Source organism: Bradyrhizobium iriomotense, assembly GCF_018129405.1.
Lineage (GTDB): Bacteria > Pseudomonadota > Alphaproteobacteria > Rhizobiales > Xanthobacteraceae > Bradyrhizobium > Bradyrhizobium iriomotense_B.
This window is the reverse complement of the sequence record NZ_JAFCLP010000002.1, coordinates 76093-93269: the sequence shown is the minus strand read 5'-3', so window position 1 is coordinate 93269 and position 17177 is coordinate 76093. Positions and strand designations below refer to the sequence as shown.

Annotated in this window: 14 protein-coding genes; 10 read left to right on the top strand and 4 right to left on the bottom strand. The window is 65.5% G+C overall.

Features of this window, described 5'->3' with window-relative positions:
* Positions 1 to 101 precede the first annotated feature (101 nt).
* Positions 102 to 1037, top strand: coding sequence for a septal ring lytic transglycosylase RlpA family protein (locus JQ592_RS05115; protein ID WP_211401839.1), 936 nt, complete (start codon positions 102 to 104; stop codon positions 1035 to 1037).
* Positions 1038 to 1040: 3 nt separating this feature from the next.
* Here JQ592_RS05115 and JQ592_RS05110 read toward each other — a convergent pair whose 3' ends face one another.
* Complete coding sequence (locus tag JQ592_RS05110; protein ID WP_211401838.1) at positions 1041 to 1997, bottom strand: alpha/beta fold hydrolase; 957 nt, start codon at positions 1995 to 1997, stop codon at positions 1041 to 1043.
* 152 nt (positions 1998 to 2149) lie between these two features.
* Here JQ592_RS05110 and JQ592_RS05105 point away from each other — a divergent pair, with 152 nt between their 5' ends.
* The 9 genes from JQ592_RS05105 (at position 2150) to JQ592_RS05065 (ending at position 11921) form a co-directional block, all read left to right on the top strand.
* The gene (locus JQ592_RS05105) at positions 2150 to 3412 is read left to right on the top strand and encodes a D-alanyl-D-alanine carboxypeptidase family protein (protein WP_211401837.1); all 1263 of its coding nucleotides are present in this window, start codon (positions 2150 to 2152) and stop codon (positions 3410 to 3412) included.
* Between the two features lie 2 nt (positions 3413 to 3414).
* Complete coding sequence (tmk, locus tag JQ592_RS05100; protein WP_211401836.1) at positions 3415 to 4101, top strand: dTMP kinase; 687 nt, start codon at positions 3415 to 3417, stop codon at positions 4099 to 4101.
* The gene (locus JQ592_RS05095; protein WP_211401835.1) at positions 4098 to 5141 is read left to right on the top strand and encodes a DNA polymerase III subunit delta'; all 1044 of its coding nucleotides are present in this window, start codon (positions 4098 to 4100) and stop codon (positions 5139 to 5141) included. The genes tmk and JQ592_RS05095 overlap by 4 nt, the downstream gene beginning before the upstream one ends.
* Before the next feature lie 109 nt (positions 5142 to 5250).
* On the top strand, positions 5251 to 7254 hold the full coding sequence (gene metG / locus JQ592_RS05090; protein WP_211401834.1) for a methionine--tRNA ligase: 2004 nt from the start codon (positions 5251 to 5253) through the stop codon (positions 7252 to 7254).
* Between the two features lie 5 nt (positions 7255 to 7259).
* A complete protein-coding gene (locus JQ592_RS05085) occupies positions 7260 to 8036 on the top strand; it encodes a TatD family hydrolase (RefSeq protein WP_211401833.1) in 777 nt (258 codons plus the stop codon).
* Positions 8037 to 8049: 13 nt separating this feature from the next.
* Positions 8050 to 8847 (top strand): MBL fold metallo-hydrolase, encoded by a 798-nt coding sequence (locus JQ592_RS05080; protein WP_211401832.1) that lies wholly within the window; start codon positions 8050 to 8052, stop codon positions 8845 to 8847.
* Between the two features lie 164 nt (positions 8848 to 9011).
* The gene (locus JQ592_RS05075) at positions 9012 to 9599 is read left to right on the top strand and encodes a TRAP transporter small permease (protein WP_211401831.1); all 588 of its coding nucleotides are present in this window, start codon (positions 9012 to 9014) and stop codon (positions 9597 to 9599) included.
* A 2-nt stretch (positions 9600 to 9601) separates the two neighbouring features.
* Entirely contained in the window at positions 9602 to 10915 is a 1314-nt protein-coding gene (locus JQ592_RS05070; protein WP_211401830.1) for a TRAP transporter large permease, read from the top strand.
* Positions 10916 to 10943: 28 nt separating this feature from the next.
* Positions 10944 to 11921 carry a TRAP transporter substrate-binding protein gene (locus JQ592_RS05065; protein ID WP_211401829.1) on the top strand — a complete coding sequence of 326 codons (978 nt, stop codon included), beginning with the start codon at positions 10944 to 10946 and terminating at the stop codon, positions 11919 to 11921.
* Between the two features lie 69 nt (positions 11922 to 11990).
* Here the strand turns inward: JQ592_RS05065 and JQ592_RS05060 are convergent, their stop codons facing one another.
* The 3 genes from JQ592_RS05060 to JQ592_RS05050 form a co-directional block, all read right to left on the bottom strand.
* Positions 11991 to 13367: an autotransporter outer membrane beta-barrel domain-containing protein gene (locus JQ592_RS05060; RefSeq protein ID WP_211401828.1), complete on the bottom strand. Its 1377-nt coding sequence runs from the start codon at positions 13365 to 13367 to the stop codon at positions 11991 to 11993.
* A 241-nt stretch (positions 13368 to 13608) separates the two neighbouring features.
* Positions 13609 to 15258 carry an acyl-CoA synthetase gene (locus tag JQ592_RS05055; RefSeq protein ID WP_211401827.1) on the bottom strand — a complete coding sequence of 550 codons (1650 nt, stop codon included), beginning with the start codon at positions 15256 to 15258 and terminating at the stop codon, positions 13609 to 13611.
* Positions 15259 to 15279: 21 nt separating this feature from the next.
* Positions 15280 to 17169 (bottom strand): TRAP transporter large permease, encoded by a 1890-nt coding sequence (locus tag JQ592_RS05050; protein ID WP_211401826.1) that lies wholly within the window; start codon positions 17167 to 17169, stop codon positions 15280 to 15282.
* Between the last annotated feature and the right edge of the window lie 8 nt (positions 17170 to 17177).

Here is a 17177-nt window from a genome sequence, read left to right as displayed (position 1 = left end):
ATCCGATGCGGTGGTGGGCCGCTTCGGAGCAAAGGACCGGACAGCGCGCGCCCGTCACCAGCGGGTTGGGTACGCCTTCGGCGAAATGGTATTTGGGGCGAATGGGGATCCGACGGTCAGATTCGGTTTTGCGGGCCGCGCGTGGTGTTGCGGCGGCCGCGACCTGCCTCGCGCTCGCCAATTGCGCCTCGTCGGGCAAATTCGCCAGCCGCGTCGATCCGAAATACGGCGTGTCCTCGAGCCCCCGGGTCGTGGCCTGGGGCGATCCGGTCCCGAAGGGCGGCGGCACCTACCGCGTCGGCAAGCCCTACGTGGTGGCCGGCAAGACCTACGTGCCGGAGGAGGACGTCAACTACCGCGCCGAGGGCATGGCGTCCTGGTACGGCGATGACTTCCACGGCCGCCTGACCGCCAATGGCGAAGTGTTCGACATGGGCTCGCTGACCGCGGCGCATCCGACCCTGCCGATGCCGTCCTATGCGCGGGTGACCAACGTGTCGAACGGCAAGTCGCTGATCGTCCGCGTCAATGACCGCGGGCCCTATCACGGCAACCGGCTCATCGACGTTTCGAACAAGGCCGCCGAACTGCTTGAATTCAAAGGCAATGGTGTCGCCAAGGTCCGTGTCGAATATGTCGGCCGGGCGCCGCTCGAAGGCTCCGACGACCGCCAACTGATGGCGACCCTGCGCACCGGGATCCCGGCGCCGTCGCCCTCGATGGTTCGGGTCGCCTCGGCGCGGCCCTTCGTGCCCGAGCTGCCGTCATCGACCCGTGGCGCCATTCGTGGCGAGGTTCCGATGCCGGAGGGGCGGCCCTACAATCTCGGCAACTCCTCGGCCGACATGGCCTCGCTCAATGCGACCTCGGAAATGTCGGCCTCGAGCCGCAGCCGGGGCCGGGCGCTCCAGAACGCGCGCGCCGTGTCCTATGACGAGGACGGCCGCTACACCACCGAGAGCGTTCCGTCCGCCGGCTATGCCTCGGACGGCGCTGCCGAAGCCCGCAGCATCCTCAGCGGCCGCGGCCTCTACTAGAGTCTAGAGCGCCGCCGCCTCGCGCAGGAAGCCGGCCAGCGCCGCATTCACCTCTTCGGGCCGCTCCTGCTGCACCCAATGGCCGGCGCCCTCGATGATCAGCTTCCGCTTGAGATTGGGCAGCACGCGCTCGAGTTCGTTGACGCGCTTGGCGCCGATCAGGCCGGTGATGACCGCGTCTTTCGAACCGGCAATGAAGAGGGACGGCTGGTGGATCTGTGCATCCTGCCAGGGCGCCGTCAGCTCCCAGTTGCGGTCGAGGTTGCGATACCAGTTCAGCCCGCCGCGGAAGCCGGACTTGCGGAAGGCCTCGGTGAAATAGGCGAGGTCAGCCTCGCTGAGCCAGGCGGGCAGCGGCTCTCCGGCAGTCGCGTGGCCGAGAAAGCCCTTGTCCTCCTGCACGAACATGGCGGCGGTGGGATCGGCGAGGCCGCGTCCGCCGAGCACGATGCGCATGGTGCGGGCAACGTCTCGCTCGAGCTCGGCCTCGGCGACGCCCGGCGCCTGGAAATATTGCCAGTAGAAGTTGGTGACTCCGCCCTCGCGCAGCAGGTCGAGCGGCTTGCCACGGCCGCGGAAGGGCGGCGGCACGCTCAGGCCCGCCACTGCCGTGAAGATGTCGGGTCGAAACAGCGCCGCGTGCCAAGCCACCGGTGCACCCCAATCGTGGCCAACCACCATGGCCTTGGTTTCGCCGAGTGCCTGCACGAGGCCAACGACGTCACCGACGGTGTCGAAGATCGAGTAGGCGTTCACATCGGCCGGCGCCGCGCTCTGGCCGTAGCCGCGCATATCGGGGGCGACGACGTGAAACCCGGCGTCCACCAGCGCCGGGATCTGGTGGCGCCAGGAGTAGGACAGTTCCGGCCAGCCGTGGCAGAGCACGACCAGCGGACCCTGGCCGGCTTCGCGGATGTACAGGTCGATTCCGTTGGCCTTGATCATGCGGGTGGAGGACATCGCTTTTCCGCCTTGTTTCAGGGGTTTGGTCGATAAATATAAGGTGTCACGATAGGGTCGTGACGAGAATCATGCAAACTCGGGCGCCGGCGCCAGCCTCGTGTTGTTCGCACCGGTTCCAGCTGTTAGAACGCCGCTCTCAGGGCTTCGCCATGGCATTTCGTCTTTTTTCGCTCCGTTGCACCCGGTTCACCGCCGGCGCGCTGGCGCGCGGGCTGATCGCTGCCGTTGTGGTGGCGGGGATCGGCTGGGGCGGGGCTCTTTATGCGGCCAACCAGAGCGTCCAGGGCGCCAAGAAGACGGATGACGCCGGCTTCGACGGCGATGCGCCCACCGCGATCCTGATCGAGGCCTCCAGCGGCAGCGTGCTGTTCGAGAAGAACGCCGACGAGCTGCGCGCGCCGTCCAGCATGATGAAGCTGATGACGGCGGAAGTGGTGTTCAACGCCATCAAGAAAGGCGACATCAAGCTCACCGACGAGTACCGGATCAGCGAGAACGCCTGGCGCAGGGGCGGTGCGCCCTCCGGCGGCTCGACCATGTTCGCCGCCATCAACAGCAAGGTCTCTGTCGACGATCTCCTGCATGGCGCGATCATCCAGAGCGGCAACGATGCCTGCATTGCGCTCGCCGAGGCCATGGCGGGCAACGAGCGGATCTTCGCCGCCGATTTCATGACCAAGCGCGCCCGCGAACTCGGCATAACCAAGTCGACTTTCGGCAACTCCAATGGCCTGCCCGACCCCGGCAACAAGATGACGGTGCGGGAGCTCGGCATCCTCGCCCGGCATATCATCCTGGACTTTCCGGAGTTCTACAAACTGTTTGGCGAGAAGGAGTACACCTGGAACAAGATCCGCCAGCCCAACCGCAATCCGCTGCTCAATTCGATGGAAGGCGCTGATGGCCTCAAGACCGGCTACACCAAGGAGGGCGGCTACGGCATGGTCGGCTCGGCGGTGCAGAACGGCACGCGGCTGATCGTCGTCGTCAACGGGCTGGAGGACCCCGAGGATCGCGCCACCGAAGCCAAGAAGATGCTCGAATGGGGCTTTCGCAACTTCGAGACCCGCACCCTGATCGCGGCCGATCAGCCGGTCGGCTATGCAAAAGTCTTCGGCGGCGAGAGCCGCTCGGTGAAGCTGGTCGCCAAGACGCCCGTGAAGGTGATGGTGCACAAGAACGGCAGCGACAAGCTGATCGCGCGCGTCGTGTATAAAGGTCCCGTGCGGGCGCCGGTCGAGGCCGGTCAGCAGGTCGGCGTTGTCAAGGTCTGGCGCAGCGGCAACATCGCGGTGGAGACGCCGGTCTATGCAGGTGAAGCGATCGGCACCGGCTCGACCATGCGGCGCGCGATCGACGGCGCCAGCGAGCTCGTGATCGGCATGTTCCGCGCGGGCGCCGAGAAGCTCTGATCATGAGTGAGAGCAAGGTACAGCGACCGTCCGGACGCGGACGCTTCGTCACCTTTGAAGGCGGCGAGGGGACGGGCAAGTCGACCCAGATCAAGAAGCTCGCCGACCGCCTCAAGGCGGCACGGATGCGCATCCTCGTTACGCGCGAGCCGGGCGGATCGCCGGGCGCCGAGATCATGCGCCATCTGGTGCTGTCGGGCATGGGCAAGCTGCTCGGGCCCGAAGCCGAGACGCTGCTGTTTGCCGCCGCGCGCGACGATCATGTCCGCACCGTGATCCAGCCCGCGCTGAACCAGGGCGCCTGGGTCCTCTGTGATCGTTTTGCGGACTCGACGCGGGCCTATCAGGGCAGCCTCGGCAGCGTCCCGATCGGGCTGATCAACGCGATGCAGCGGGTCACGATCGGCGATCTCAAGCCGGACCTCACCATCATCCTCGACCTGCCGGTCGAGATCGGCCTCCAGCGTGCTGCCGTACGCCGCGGCACCGGCACGCCCGACCGGTTCGAGAGCGAGCAGCTCAGCTTTCATCAGGGCCTGCGCGAGGCCTATCGCAAGATTGCGGCGGAAGAGCCCAAGCGCTGCGTGCTGATCGACGCCAACTCCGATCCTGACACCGTCGCAGGCCGCGTCTGGAGCGCGGTACGCGAGCGCCTCCTTCCGACGACCGCCTCGGTGATCTCAGCATGAGCCCGCGTCAGGCCGAGCGTGAGACCGCCCCGCATCCGCGCGAGACGAGCCTTCTATTGGGCCATCGCGATGCCGAGACGGCGCTGCTGACGGCCTATCGCAGCGGGCGGATTCCGCACGCCTGGCTGATCGGGGGACCGCAAGGCATCGGCAAGGCGACGCTGGCCTATCGCATGGCGCGCTTCGTGCTCAGCCATGGCCAGCCGCTTTCATCGTCCGTGCAGCGTGCCGAAAATCTTGCGATCGATCCTGATGACGCCGTGGCGCGGCAGGTCGCGGCCGGCTCGCATGGCGGGTTGCTGACGTTGGAGCGCACCGCCAACGACCGCGGCGTGATGCGCACCGTCATCACCGTGGATGAGACGCGCGAGACGATCGGCTTCTTCGGCTCGACGGCGGCGGCGGAAGGCTGGCGGGTCTGCATCGTTGACACCGTCGACGAGCTCAATCCGAATGCGGCCAACGCACTGCTGAAGATCCTGGAGGAACCGCCGCAGCAATCGCTGTTCCTGCTGGTGAGCCACGCGCCCGCGCGCGTGCTCGCCACAATCCAGTCGCGCTGCCGCAAGCTGCGCCTGCGGCCGCTCGGAACGGACGAGGTGATCGGCGCAGCGGCGGCAGCCGCCGACCTTGCTCCGACCGATCTGGCGCTGCGCGAGGCCGCAGAGGCCTCCGAAGGCAGTGTCGCGCGCGCCCTGACATTGCTTGGCGGAAACGCCCTGAAACTCCAGCAGCGCACGGCGGCGCTACTGGCGCGTTTGCCGCAGGTCGATCCGCGCGAACTGCACACGCTCGGCGATTCGCTCGGGACCAGCGACCGCGTTGCGCTTGCGGCCTTCATCGACGGCATCGACCGCTGGATCGCGGAGCGCCTGCATGCGGACGAAGCCAATGCCAACCAGAACCTGCCGCGCCTTGCGCGCCTAGCTGAGGTATGGGAAAAGATCGTCCGCGCCGCGCGCGACACCGAAACCTACAATCTGGAGCGAAAGCCCTTGGTTTTCTCGGTGTTCGGCTGGCTGGCGGACGCAACGCGCTAGAGCATGATCCGGAAAAGCGTGTAGCGGTTTTCCGAGAGGATCATGCTCAAAACAATGACCTAACGCAGGTTCGTTTCCAAATTTCGAGAAGCCGGCAAAGGAATTCGTCGTGGCAACGCGAGCTAAGAAGACCGTCAAGGGCAAGAGCAGCAAAAAGAAGGCTGCCAAGAAGGCCGTGAAAAGAGCCGCGAAGAAGGCTGTAAAGGCGCGTGCGTCCAAGACCGCCAAGAAGAGCGCGAAGAAGGGCGTGAAGAAGAGCGCTGCGAAGACGTCAAAGAAGGCCAGCAAGAAGGCTGCGAAGAAGCAGATCGTCGCCAAGAAGGCCTCGGCGAAAACGACCGCCAAAAAGCCGGCCAAGGCTGAGGCGAAGACCAAGGCTCCTGCGAAGAAGGTCGCGAAGACGAAGGCGGCTGCGCCTGCCGTGATCGCCGCGCCTGCTCCCGTCGCCGCGCCCCCTCAGGCTGTGAAGCCCAAGGTGTCGAAGCCCGAGGTTTCGAAGCCCAAGGTTTTGAAGCCCAAGGCTCCGCCTGCGCCGAAGCCCGTCGCGGCTGCGCAAGCTGCCGTACCCGCGCGCGACAACGTCTTCTACATCACGACCGCGATCGCCTATCCCAACGGCAGCCCGCATATCGGCCACGCCTATGAAGCGATCGCCACCGACGTGCTGGCGCGCTTTGCTCGGCTCGATGGCAAGGACGTGTTCTTCCTGACCGGCACCGACGAGCATGGCTTGAAGATGGTCCAGACCGCTCAGAACGAGGGACTGACGCCCGCTGCGCTTGCGACCCGCAATGCCGGCCGCTTCAAGGAGATGGACGAGCGGCTGAACGTGTCGTTCGATCGCTTCATCCGCACCACCGAGGAGCAGCACCATCGTTCGACCCAGGAGATCTGGCGGCGCATGGAAGCCAACGGCGACATCTATGCCGATACCTATTCCGGCTGGTACTCGGTACGTGATGAGGCTTATTACGCCGAGGATGAGACGCGCCTGAACGACGACGGCGTGCGCCTCGGTCCGCAAGGCACGCCGGTCGAGTGGGTTGAGGAGAAGAGCTATTTCTTCCGTCTGTCCGCCTATCAGGACAAGCTCCTGAAGCTGTACACGGACAATCCCGACTTCATCGGCCCGGACTCGCGCCGCAACGAGGTGGTGAGCTTCGTCAAGGGCGGCCTGCGCGATCTCTCGATCTCGCGCACCACGTTCGACTGGGGCGTCAAGGTGCCCAGTGACGACGAGCACGTCATGTATGTCTGGGTCGACGCGCTCACCAACTACATCACCGGCGTCGGCTTTCCCGACGAGAGCGACGGGAACTGGCGCTACTGGCCGGCCGATGTGCACATCATCGGCAAGGACATCATCCGCTTCCATGCGGTGTACTGGCCCGCATTCCTGATCTCGGCCGGCATTCCCGTGCCGAAGCGCGTCTATGCCCACGGCTTCCTGTTCAACAGGGGCGAGAAGATGTCGAAGTCGGTCGGCAACGTCGTCGACCCCTTCAACCTCGCCGACCAGTATGGCGTCGACCAGATGCGCTATTTCTTCCTGCGCGAGGTGCCGTTCGGCCAGGACGGCAACTACAACCATGAAGCCATCGTCGCGCGCATCAATGCCGACCTCGCCAACGATCTCGGCAACCTCGCGCAGCGCTCGCTGTCGATGATCGCAAAGCAGCTCGGCGGCGTGCTGCCGGAGCCGGGCGAGTTCAGCGACAACGACAAGGCGATCCTGGCGATGGCCGACGGCATGATCGCCGCCTCGCGTGAGGCGATGGCGACGCAGCAGATCCATCACTGGCTCAACGCCGTGTGGGCCGTGGTCGCGGAGGCCAACCGCTATTTCGCGGGCGAGGCGCCGTGGGCGCTCGCCAAGACCGATCCGGTCAGGCAGAGGACGGTGCTCTATGTCACCGCCGAGGTCGTGCGCCAGATCGCGATCCTGGCCCAACCGGCGATGCCGACCGCCTCGGGCTTGCTGCTCGACAGCCTCGGTATTCCCGCGGGCGAGCGCAACTTCGCCATGCTCGGCGGTGTGAAGCGGATCGCGCCGGGCTCGACACTGCCGGCGCCGACGCCGGCGTTCCCGCGCTACATCGAGCCGGCGGCCTGAGAACGATGCTGGTCGACAGTCACTGCCATCTGGATTTTCCTGATTTCGCGGAAGATCTCGACGGGATCGTGTCGCGCGCACGTGCGGCCGGCCTCATGCGCATGGTCACGATCTCGACCCGGGTGCGAAAGCTCAACCAGCTTCTCGCCATCGCCGAGCGCTACGACGATGTCTACTGCTCGGTCGGCACCCATCCGCACAACGCGGATGAGGAGGACGGCATCACGCCGGACGAGTTGGTCGCGCTGACACAGCATCCCAAGGTCGTTGCGCTCGGTGAGGCCGGGCTCGACTATTTCTACGACAATGGCTCGCCGGAAGCGCAGGCGAGGGGCTTTCGCGCTCATATCGCCGCCGCACGCGCAACCGGCCTGCCGCTCGTGATCCACACCCGCGAGGCCGATACCGATTGCGCCCGCATCCTGGAAGAGGAAGTGGCACGCGGATCATTTCGCGCCGTGCTGCATTGTTACACGGGCGGGCGCGAGCTGGCGCTGAAGGCGGTGTCGCTCGGGCTCTACATCGGCTTCACGGGCATCCTGACCTTCAAGAAGTCGGAGGCCCTGCGCGCGCTTGCAGCGGAGCTGCCGTCCGACCGTATTCTGGTTGAAACAGACTCGCCCTATCTTGCGCCGGGCAAGTTTCGAGGCAAGCGCAACGAGCCGGCCTATGTGGTCGAGGTCGCCAAAGTGCTCGCCGAGACGCGCGGCGTGTCATTCGATGAGATCTCACGCCAAACAAGCGAAAACTTCTTCCGCCTGTTCGCCAAGGTGAAAGCTTGAAACTGGAAGCCGCATGACGCTGACGCTGACGATCCTGGGCTGCGGCTCCTCCGCCGGCGTGCCGCGTCCGGCCCTCGGCTGGGGCGCCTGCGACCCCAGCAATCCGAAGAACCGCCGCCGCCGCTGCTCGCTGCTGGTCGAACGGAAATCCGAGCACGGCACCACGCGGATCGTGATCGACACCTCGCCGGACCTGCGCGAGCAATTGCTCTCGACCAATGTCGACTACATCGACGCGGTGTTCCTGACCCACGAGCACGCCGACCAGACCCATGGCATGGACGATCTGCGTTCGGTCGTCATGCACATGCGCCGCCGTATCCCGACCTATTTCAACCTGTCGACCGCCAAGGACATCATGGCGCGGTTCTCCTATTGCTTCATATCGCCGGAGGGCAGCGACTATCCGCCGATCCTGACCCGGCATTCGATCGAGGCGGGCGAAAGCCAGACCATTCTGGGGAAGGGCGGCGCGGTGACGATGACGGCCTTCCTGGTGCAGCACGGCGCCATTCCCGCGCTCGGCTATCGCATCGGGGATGCCGCCTACACGCCCGACCTCAACGACATCCCGCGCGAGAGCTGGGGCGCGCTGGAAAATCTCGACCTCTGGATCGTCGACGGCCTGCGCTACACCAGCCATGTCAGCCATTTCAGCATCAACGACGCGCTGTCCTGGATCGAGCGCTTCAAGCCGAAGCGTGCCGTCATCACCAACATGACGGCCGATGTCGATTATGAGGTGATCAGGCAATCGCTGCCTGCAGGCGTGGTGCCGGCCTATGACGGCCTGCGGCTGGAGACGCACTGAGCCTATCCAGTGGAAATTCGCCGCAGGCCGGCATGCTCCTTGCTTTCGCGAGCCCCATCGTGTTGGTCTAACGTCTGAAGGACAGGCGCTGGCGAGTGGCGATAATCAGGCACGGTGAGCTAACGCCGGACTTGATTGCGCCGCAAGATGGGGATGGGGGCCGCGTGGCAGGGCATGGCGACGACGTAGAGGCTGTTGGACCGGTCCGACGCGCTCTGGATCTGCTTTATCTCGGCTCGGGCATTGCGGCCGGCGTCTTCCTGGTTGCGATCTTCGCAATCATGATGGTGATGTCGGTCGGGCGGCAGTTTGCGCTCAACATCCCGGCTGGCGACGATTTCGCATCCTGGTGCATGGCGGCAATGGCGTTTCTCGGCCTCGCCCACACCTTCAAGCGCGGCGAGATGATCCGCGTCGGCCTACTGCTGGAGCGGCTGCACGGGCGGACCAAGCAGGTCGCAGAAATCGTGGCGCTCGCTATCGCAACCGCCTTCATTCTCTACTTCACCCGCCACGCGCTGCAGATGACGTACGATTCCTGGCGCTTCAACGACGTGGCGCAAGGCGTCGTCGCGCTTCCGCTCTGGATTCCCCAGCTCGGCTTTGCCGGCGGCCTCGCGATCCTGTCGATCGCGCTGATCGACGAGATGGTCAATGTCGGCAGCGGCAACCGGCCGAGCTACGAGAAGGGCTCCCCCGACGAGACGCCGGAAGAGTTCGTCGAGCGCATCTCGCAGGGCGGTGGAGGTTGACCATGGCCAATCTCGGCATGATCGAACTCTCCTTCATCCTGCTCGGCGTCATGATCCTGCTGCTGGGAAGCGGCGTCTGGATCGCGGTGTCGCTCGGGCTCGTCGGCTTCGTGGCGATGGCGCTGACCACGAGCCTGCCGCTTGGCTCGGTGCTTGCGACGACCACGTGGAGCGCGAGCGCATCCTGGACGCTGGCCGCGCTGCCGCTGTTCATCTGGATGGGCGAAATCCTCTTCCGCACCAAATTGTCTGAAGAGATGTTCCGCGGGCTATCGCCCTGGGTTCAATGGCTGCCCGGACGGCTGACCCATGTGAACGTGATCGGCTGCGGCATCTTCGCTGCGGTGTCGGGGTCTTCGGCCGCGACCTGCGCGACCATCGGCAAGATCGCGCTGCCCGAACTCGACAAGCGCGGCTATGACAAGGGCCTGAGCCTCGGGTCGCTCGCAGGCTCCGGCACGCTCGGTCTGTTGATCCCGCCGTCGATTCCGATGGTGGTCTACGCGGTCACCGCGAATGTCTCCGTGCTTCAGGTGTTCCTTGGCGGCTTCCTGCCGGGCGCGCTCGTGATGGCGCTCTATTCCGGCTACATCATCATCTGGTCGCTGCTGAACCCGGACAAGATTCCGCCGCGCGATCCGCCCATGCCGTTGCGGCAGAAGCTCCGGGAGTCGGCGCGGCTCGCGCCGTGCCTGTTGCTGATCCTGGCAGTGTTCCTCTCGCTCGTGCTCGGCTTTGCGACCGCGACCGAATGCGCCGCATGGGGCGTCGCAGGCGCACTGCTGCTGGCGTGGTGGAGCGGCACGCTCACGCGCAAGAACTTCCTCGAAAGCATCATGAGCGCGACGCGCCTGACCTGCATGATCATGCTGATCCTTGCGGGCGCGGCCTACACCACGGCGGCGATGGCCTATACCGGCATCCCCGCCGCGCTCGCCACCTGGGTCCAGGGGCAGCAGCTCACCCCCGGCATGCTCGCGCTATATCTGAGCATCATGTACATCATCCTCGGATGCTTGATCGACGGCATCTCGATGATCGTGCTGACGGCCGTCATCGTGCTGCCGATGGTGAAGCAGGCGGGTCTCGACCTGGTCTGGTTCGGCGTCTATCTCATCATCCACGTCGAGATGGCGCAGATCACGCCTCCGGTGGGCTTCAACCTGTTCGTGCTCCAGAACATGAGCGGCCGCGACACTTTCACCGTCGCGCGGGCTGCGTTTCCATTCTTCGTGCTGCTGCTGGCTGCCGTGTTCATCATCACCGAATACCCGCAGATTGTGATGCTTCTGCCCAAGCTCGCTTTCCCCGACTGATCTCAATTCGACCGTGAGGAGAAGTCCGATGAAGTCTCGTCTCATTCGCGCAGGCCTGATTGCCGGCGCCATGCTGGCCGCAGCGCCCGCCGTGGCCCAGACCAAATGGAATCTGCCGGCAGCGTATCCCGCCGACAATCCGCACTCGGAGAATCTGGTCGCGTTCGCCAAGGACGTCGAGGCCGCCACGTCCGGCAAGCTTCAGATCACGGTCCATCCCGGCGCCTCGCTGTTCAAGGCGCCCGACATCAAGCGCGCGGTCATAACCGGACAGGCGCAGATGGGCGAGGTGCTGCTGTCCATCCACGAGAACGAGGACCCGATCTACGGTGTCGACGTCGTTCCGTTCCTCGCGACGAGCTTCCCGGATGCTACGAAGCTCTATCAGGCCTCAAAGCCCCTGATCTCCAAGAAGCTGGACGCACAAGGTCTCAAGCTACTGTTCGTCGTGCCGTGGGCGCCGCAAGGCGTCTACGTCAACAAGCCGCTCGCCACGATCGAGGACATGAAGGGCCTGAAATGGCGCGCCTACAATGTCGGGACCGCGCGCATCGGCGAACTGGTCGGAGCCCAGTCGGTCACCATCCAGGCGGCCGAGCTGCCGCAGGCTCTCGCGACCGGCGTGGTGAATTCCTTCATGTCGTCGGGCGGCACGGGCTACGATTCGAAGGCCTGGGAGTCGCTGAAATATTTCTATGACGTGCAGGCCTGGATCCCGAAGGACTACACCTTCGTGAACAAGGCCGCGTTCGACGCGCTCGACAAGCCCACCCAGGAGGCCATCCTCAAGGCCGCCGCCACCGCTGAGACGCGCGGCTGGAAGGCCTGGGAAGAGAAGGCCAATTGGTACATCGATCAGCTCAAGGCCAAGGGCATGACGGTCGAACCGCCGAGCCCAGCGCTGAAGGCCGGCTTCCAGAAGATCGGCGAGCAGCTCGCGGCCGATTGGCTGAAGAAGGCCGGCGCCGACGGCCAGGGCTTGATCGACACCTACAAGAAGATGTGAGGGCGAGGAGAAGTGTTGGTGCTAGCGGGTGAAGGCGCCCCGCGCGCCGTCACCGGTCAAAGCGCCTTGTCACCAGGCGTAGCGCAGTGCGGCCTTGCCGGTGTAGGCACGGATCAGGCTCGACACTTCGCTGTCGAAGCTCGCCGAGGCGGACCAGCCGTTGATGGCGCGCAGCTCGAGCGCAATTCCCGTGAGCGCTGCGTTCGGCGCCAAGGCCGCGCCGCTCGCGGTCAAGCTCTGGCCGGGCAGGGACAGGAACGCCGCAGGGATCGACTGCCCTGCGCTGAAATCATGCGCCCAGGCGAGCCGCCCGCGCAGGTTCACCACGCTTCCCGGCAACGCAAGCTGCGTGCTCGTGCGCAGGCCGAGCTCGGTGCGGCTGTCGGTGAAGCTGTCGCTGCCGGGCACGGCCGAAAATGCGTTGGCCGCCTCGGGCGGCTGCGCCCCGCTCGCGGAGGACGGCAGGCGGAAGGTGGTGACCTGCGCCGCCGCATAAGGCGTGATGCCGAGCCAGGGTGTGGCAAGACGATAGCCGCCTTCGACGCGGCCGGAATAAGCGTTGGCGTTGATCGCCGCGGCGAACTGCCCGGAGCCGGCCGGCGTCACCGGATGATCGCTGGTGATTGCTTGCCAGCCGTAGGCGAGACCGGTGGCAACATAGGCCGATCCGACGCTGTGCCGGACGAAGGCGCCGGCCTGGAACAGATCGGAGCGGCCACTCGAAAAATTGTCGGCGAAGCCGGTGCGACCTCCGGCCAGCGCAAAGCCCATCCGTGTCTGCGGCGAGAGCGAATAATCGGCTCCGGCCACGGTCCCAAAACTGCGGCTGGCCGATCCGGTGCCGCCGGTCGATACCTGCGAGCCGCCGAAACCAGCCGCCCAGACGCTCCAATGCGGGGCCGCGAGCGCCGGCCTGCCGTAGATCGCCGCATAGGCGTCGCGTCCGATGCCGCCATGCGTCCGGTCGTTTGCGATATCGGCGTAGGCTGCCAGCTCTGCGTCCAATTCGGCCGGGCCGATGCCGCGGCCATCGATGGCGGGATCGAGCAGGGCGAGCGTGAACTGCCTCATCGCCAGGAAGGTGGCTTGTGCCGTCTCGCCATGCGGGGCGCCATCAGAGCCTCCGCCAAAGACATGCCGCATGCCGAACCGTGCCGCGCCGGCAAGTCCCGGCGGCTCGCTGTTCCAGCCGTAGTTCGGCGGCATGCCGCCGCCATTGCCGTTGCCGAACGGCGCGCCGCCAAAACCGGACGCCTGCGGGCCGCCGAACATGGAGCCATTCGTGCCGCCGGAATTATTGAAACCGTTGCCGGGCGCGCTCGGACCAGGGGGAGCGAAATTCTCGGCGCCCCCGAACGCGCCGAATTCGCGCATGACCTGCGCGTCCGCCGCGCGCGGCAGCAGCAATCCGGCCGTCAATAGCAGCAGCGCCAGACGCGCACGCACGTCTGCGCTCAAGACACAAACCGCATGAAGCGCCCCAACCGCGCCGGACGCCGGCCGCGCAGCCCGCGCGGCGAATCAGGTGGAAGCAGCGAATCCGACGGAGCTGAATCGTAAATGCGTCTCTAACGTTTTCCAATCTTTTCCTGGTGTGTCTCGATGTCGTCAAACCCGCGCCAACGGTTTCAAGACGATGCGGCAATCGCCGTCGAGATACAGTCAGTGTTTCCAAATGTGTCCGGGCTCAGGCCGAGATCGCCTTAGCCGAACCCACTTCGTTGCGCAGCAGGAATTTCTGGATCTTGCCCGTGGAGGTCTTGGGGATCGGTCCGAACACGACCGCCTTCGGCGTCTTGAAGCCGCTCATGTGCGAACGACAGAAGGCGATGATCTCGGCTTCGCTCGCGCTGGCGCCGTCCTTCAGCTCGACGAAGGCGCAGGGCACTTCGCCCCATTTCGGATCGGGCTTGGCGACGACGGCGGCGAACAATACGGCGGGGTGCCTGTAGAGGATGTCCTCGACCTCGACCGACGAAATGTTCTCGCCGCCGGAAATGATGATGTCCTTCGAACGGTCCTTGATGATGACATAGCCGTGCTCGTCGAGCACGCCGAGATCGCCGGTGTGAAACCAGCCGCCGGCGAAGGCTTCCGTCGTCGCCTTCTCGTTCTTCAGATAGCCCTTCATCACGATATTGCCGCGGAACATGACCTCGCCGATGGTCTCGCCATCGCGCGGCACCTCCTGCATGGTCTGCGGATTGATGACGGTGACGCCTTCCTCGAGCGGGTAGGGCACGCCCTGCCGCCGTTTCATGCGCGCGCGCTCGGGCGCGGGCAACTCGTCCCAGCCGGGCTGCTCGGCGCAAACGGAGGCGGGGCCGTAGACCTCGGTGAGGCCGTAGACATGCGTCAGCTTGATGCCGATGCTTTCGGCGCCTTCCAGCACCGCCACCGGCGGCGCGGCACCTGCGATCAGGCCGACGACGCGGCGGGCCGTATTGCCCTTCGGCGCATCGGGCGCATTGATCAGCGTGTTGTAGACGATCGGCGCGCCGCACATGTGGGTGACGCCGTGCTGCCTGATCAGCTCGAAGATCTTTGTCGGCTCGACCTTGCGCAGGCAGACATTGATGCCGGCGGCAGCCGCGATGGTCCAGGGGAAGCACCAGCCGTTGCAGTGGAACATCGGCAGCGTCCAGAGATAGACCGGATGCTGGCCGAGATTGCCGGCGAGGATGTTGCTGACCGCGTTCAGATACGCGCCGCGATGATGGGTGACGACGCCCTTGGGATTGCCCGTCGTGCCAGATGTGTAGCTCAGCGCGATCGCGTTCCATTCGTCGCTCGGCGTGATCGTCGCGAAGTCAGGATCGCCCTGCGCGACGGCGGCCTCGTATTCGATCTCGCCAATACGTTTGCCGCCCTTGAAGGCGGCGTCGTCGACGTCGATCACGAAGGGCTTCGGGCCGCTCATCTGCGCCAGTGCATCGGTGATCACGCCGGAAAACTCGGGATCGACCAGGATGATCTTGGCGCCGCCATGATCGAGCTGGAACGCGATCGAGGGCGCATCGAGGCGGATGTTGAGTGCGTTGAGCACGGCGCCGGTCATCGGCACCGCGAAGTGCGCTTCGTTCATCGCGGGGATATTCGGCAGCATCGCCGCCACGGTGTCGCCCACGCCAATACCCTTGCTAGCGAGATACGAGGCAAAGCGCTTGCAGCGTTCGTAGGTCTGCGCCCAGGTGAAGCTGCGGCCTTCATAGACAGTGCTGACGTGATCGGGATAGACCGCCGCGCTGCGCGCGAGGAAGCTCAGCGGGCTCAGCGGCACGTAGTTGGCTTGCGTCTTGTCGAGGCCGATATTGTACGGGTTCTGTCGCTTACTCATCGACATCCTCCTTAAACCGCGTCAAAGAAATCCGATCGAGATCCAGGGGAAGATCGCAACGATGATCAATCCCACGAGCAGCGCCAGCAGATAGCCCCAGATCGGCCTGATGCCTTCGGCCGGATCGACGCGTCCGATGGCGCAGGCGGCATAATAGCCGACGCCGAAGGGCGGGGCGAATAGCCCGATACCCATGGCCAGAATGATCACCATCGCATAGTGCACCTCGTGCACGCCGACGGCGCGGGCGATCGGAAACAAGAGCGGCCCGAACAGCACGATCGCCGGGATGCCCTCCAGCACGCTGCCGAGGATCGTGAAGGCCAGGATGGACACGGCGATGAAGGTCGCAGGCCCGCCCGGCAATCCGGTCATGGCCGCAGCCAGCGAACGCGAGAAGCCGGATTGCGTCAGGCCCCAGGCCATGCCGGTGGCCGTGCCGATGATCAGCAGGATCGCGCCCGACAGCGCCGCGGTCTCGACCAGCATCGGAAACAGCCGCCGCCAGTCGAAGCGGCGGTAGACGAGGAGGCCGACCAGGGCGCCATAGACGATGCCGATGGTGGAGACTTCGGTCGCGGTGGCGATGCCCTCGACCACGGCGTAGCGGATCACGAAAGGCAACGCGAGCGCGGGAAGGGCGATGATGAAGGTCTTGCCGATCTCGCCGGCGCCGGCGCGGCGGACATGGCTCATGTCCTCGTGGCGGTAGCGCCACCACACCAGCATGCAGAGCGTGATGGCGAGCACCACGCCGGGCAACAGGCCGCCGGTGAACAGCGCGGCGATCGAGACGCCCGTGACCGAGCCGATCGTGATCAGCACGAGGCTCGGCGGAATGGTCTCGGTCTGGGCGCCGGTTGCCGCCAGAAGCGCGACGAGATCGCCGGGCTTGGCGCCGCGCTGCTTCATCTCCGGGAACAGGACGGGCGCGACCGCGGCCATGTCTGCGGCCTTGGCGCCTGATATGCCCGAGACCAGGTACATGGCGCCGACCAGCACATAGTGCAGGCCGCCGCGGACATGGCCGAGCAGGCTCGCCAGGAAGGCGACCATGGCCCGCGCCATTCCGGTCATCTCGATCAGCAACCCTAAGAACACGAACAGCGGCACCGAAAGCAGGATGAGGTGGCTCATGCCCTCGTCCATCCGCCCGACCAGCACCATCACGGGCGTGCGCGTGGTCAGCGCCAGATAGCCGAAGATCGCCAGCCCAAAGCCGAACGCAATGGGAACGCCGGCAAAGACGCAGAAGCCGGCGACGCCGACGAAGAAGATGACGAGGTTGAGATTGCCGAGCGGCCGCAAGTAAGGCTGCGTCAGCCAGAACAGGCCGACGACGACGGCAACCGAGATCACGGCTGCAAGCACCATCCGGTAATCGGCGGCCCGCAGCAGCCGCAGCAGCGCGAACGCTGCCATCAGGCAGATGCCGGCCGGCAGCGCCGCGGCGCGCCACATGTTCGAGATCTGCAGCGCCGGCGTGGTGATGAAGCTTTCCTCGTAGGCGTAGTCCCAGGACGGCCACACGATCAGCGCCAGGAACGCCAGCGCCGCAGAGGTCGCGACCAGGTCGAGATAGGCCCGCATCGCGGGGCTGGCGCTTGCGACGATTGCGGTCATGCGCATGTGCTCGGAGCGGCGGAATGCGACCGCTGCACCCAGCATGGCCAGCCACAGGAACAGGATCGAGGCGAGTTCGTCCGACCAGATCAGCGGCCGGTGCAGGCCGTAGCGCGCGACCACGCCGGCGAACAGGATCACGATCTCGGCGACCACCAGAATGGCCGCCGGGATTTCGACCAGGAGCCCGAGGAGGCGCTCCGTCGAGGCGAGCAGCGAAGGTCGGCGAGGGGACTGAACAGCCGCCTCGCCCGCCACTTCGGTCACCTCGACCTCGATATGAGCCATGACGGCCC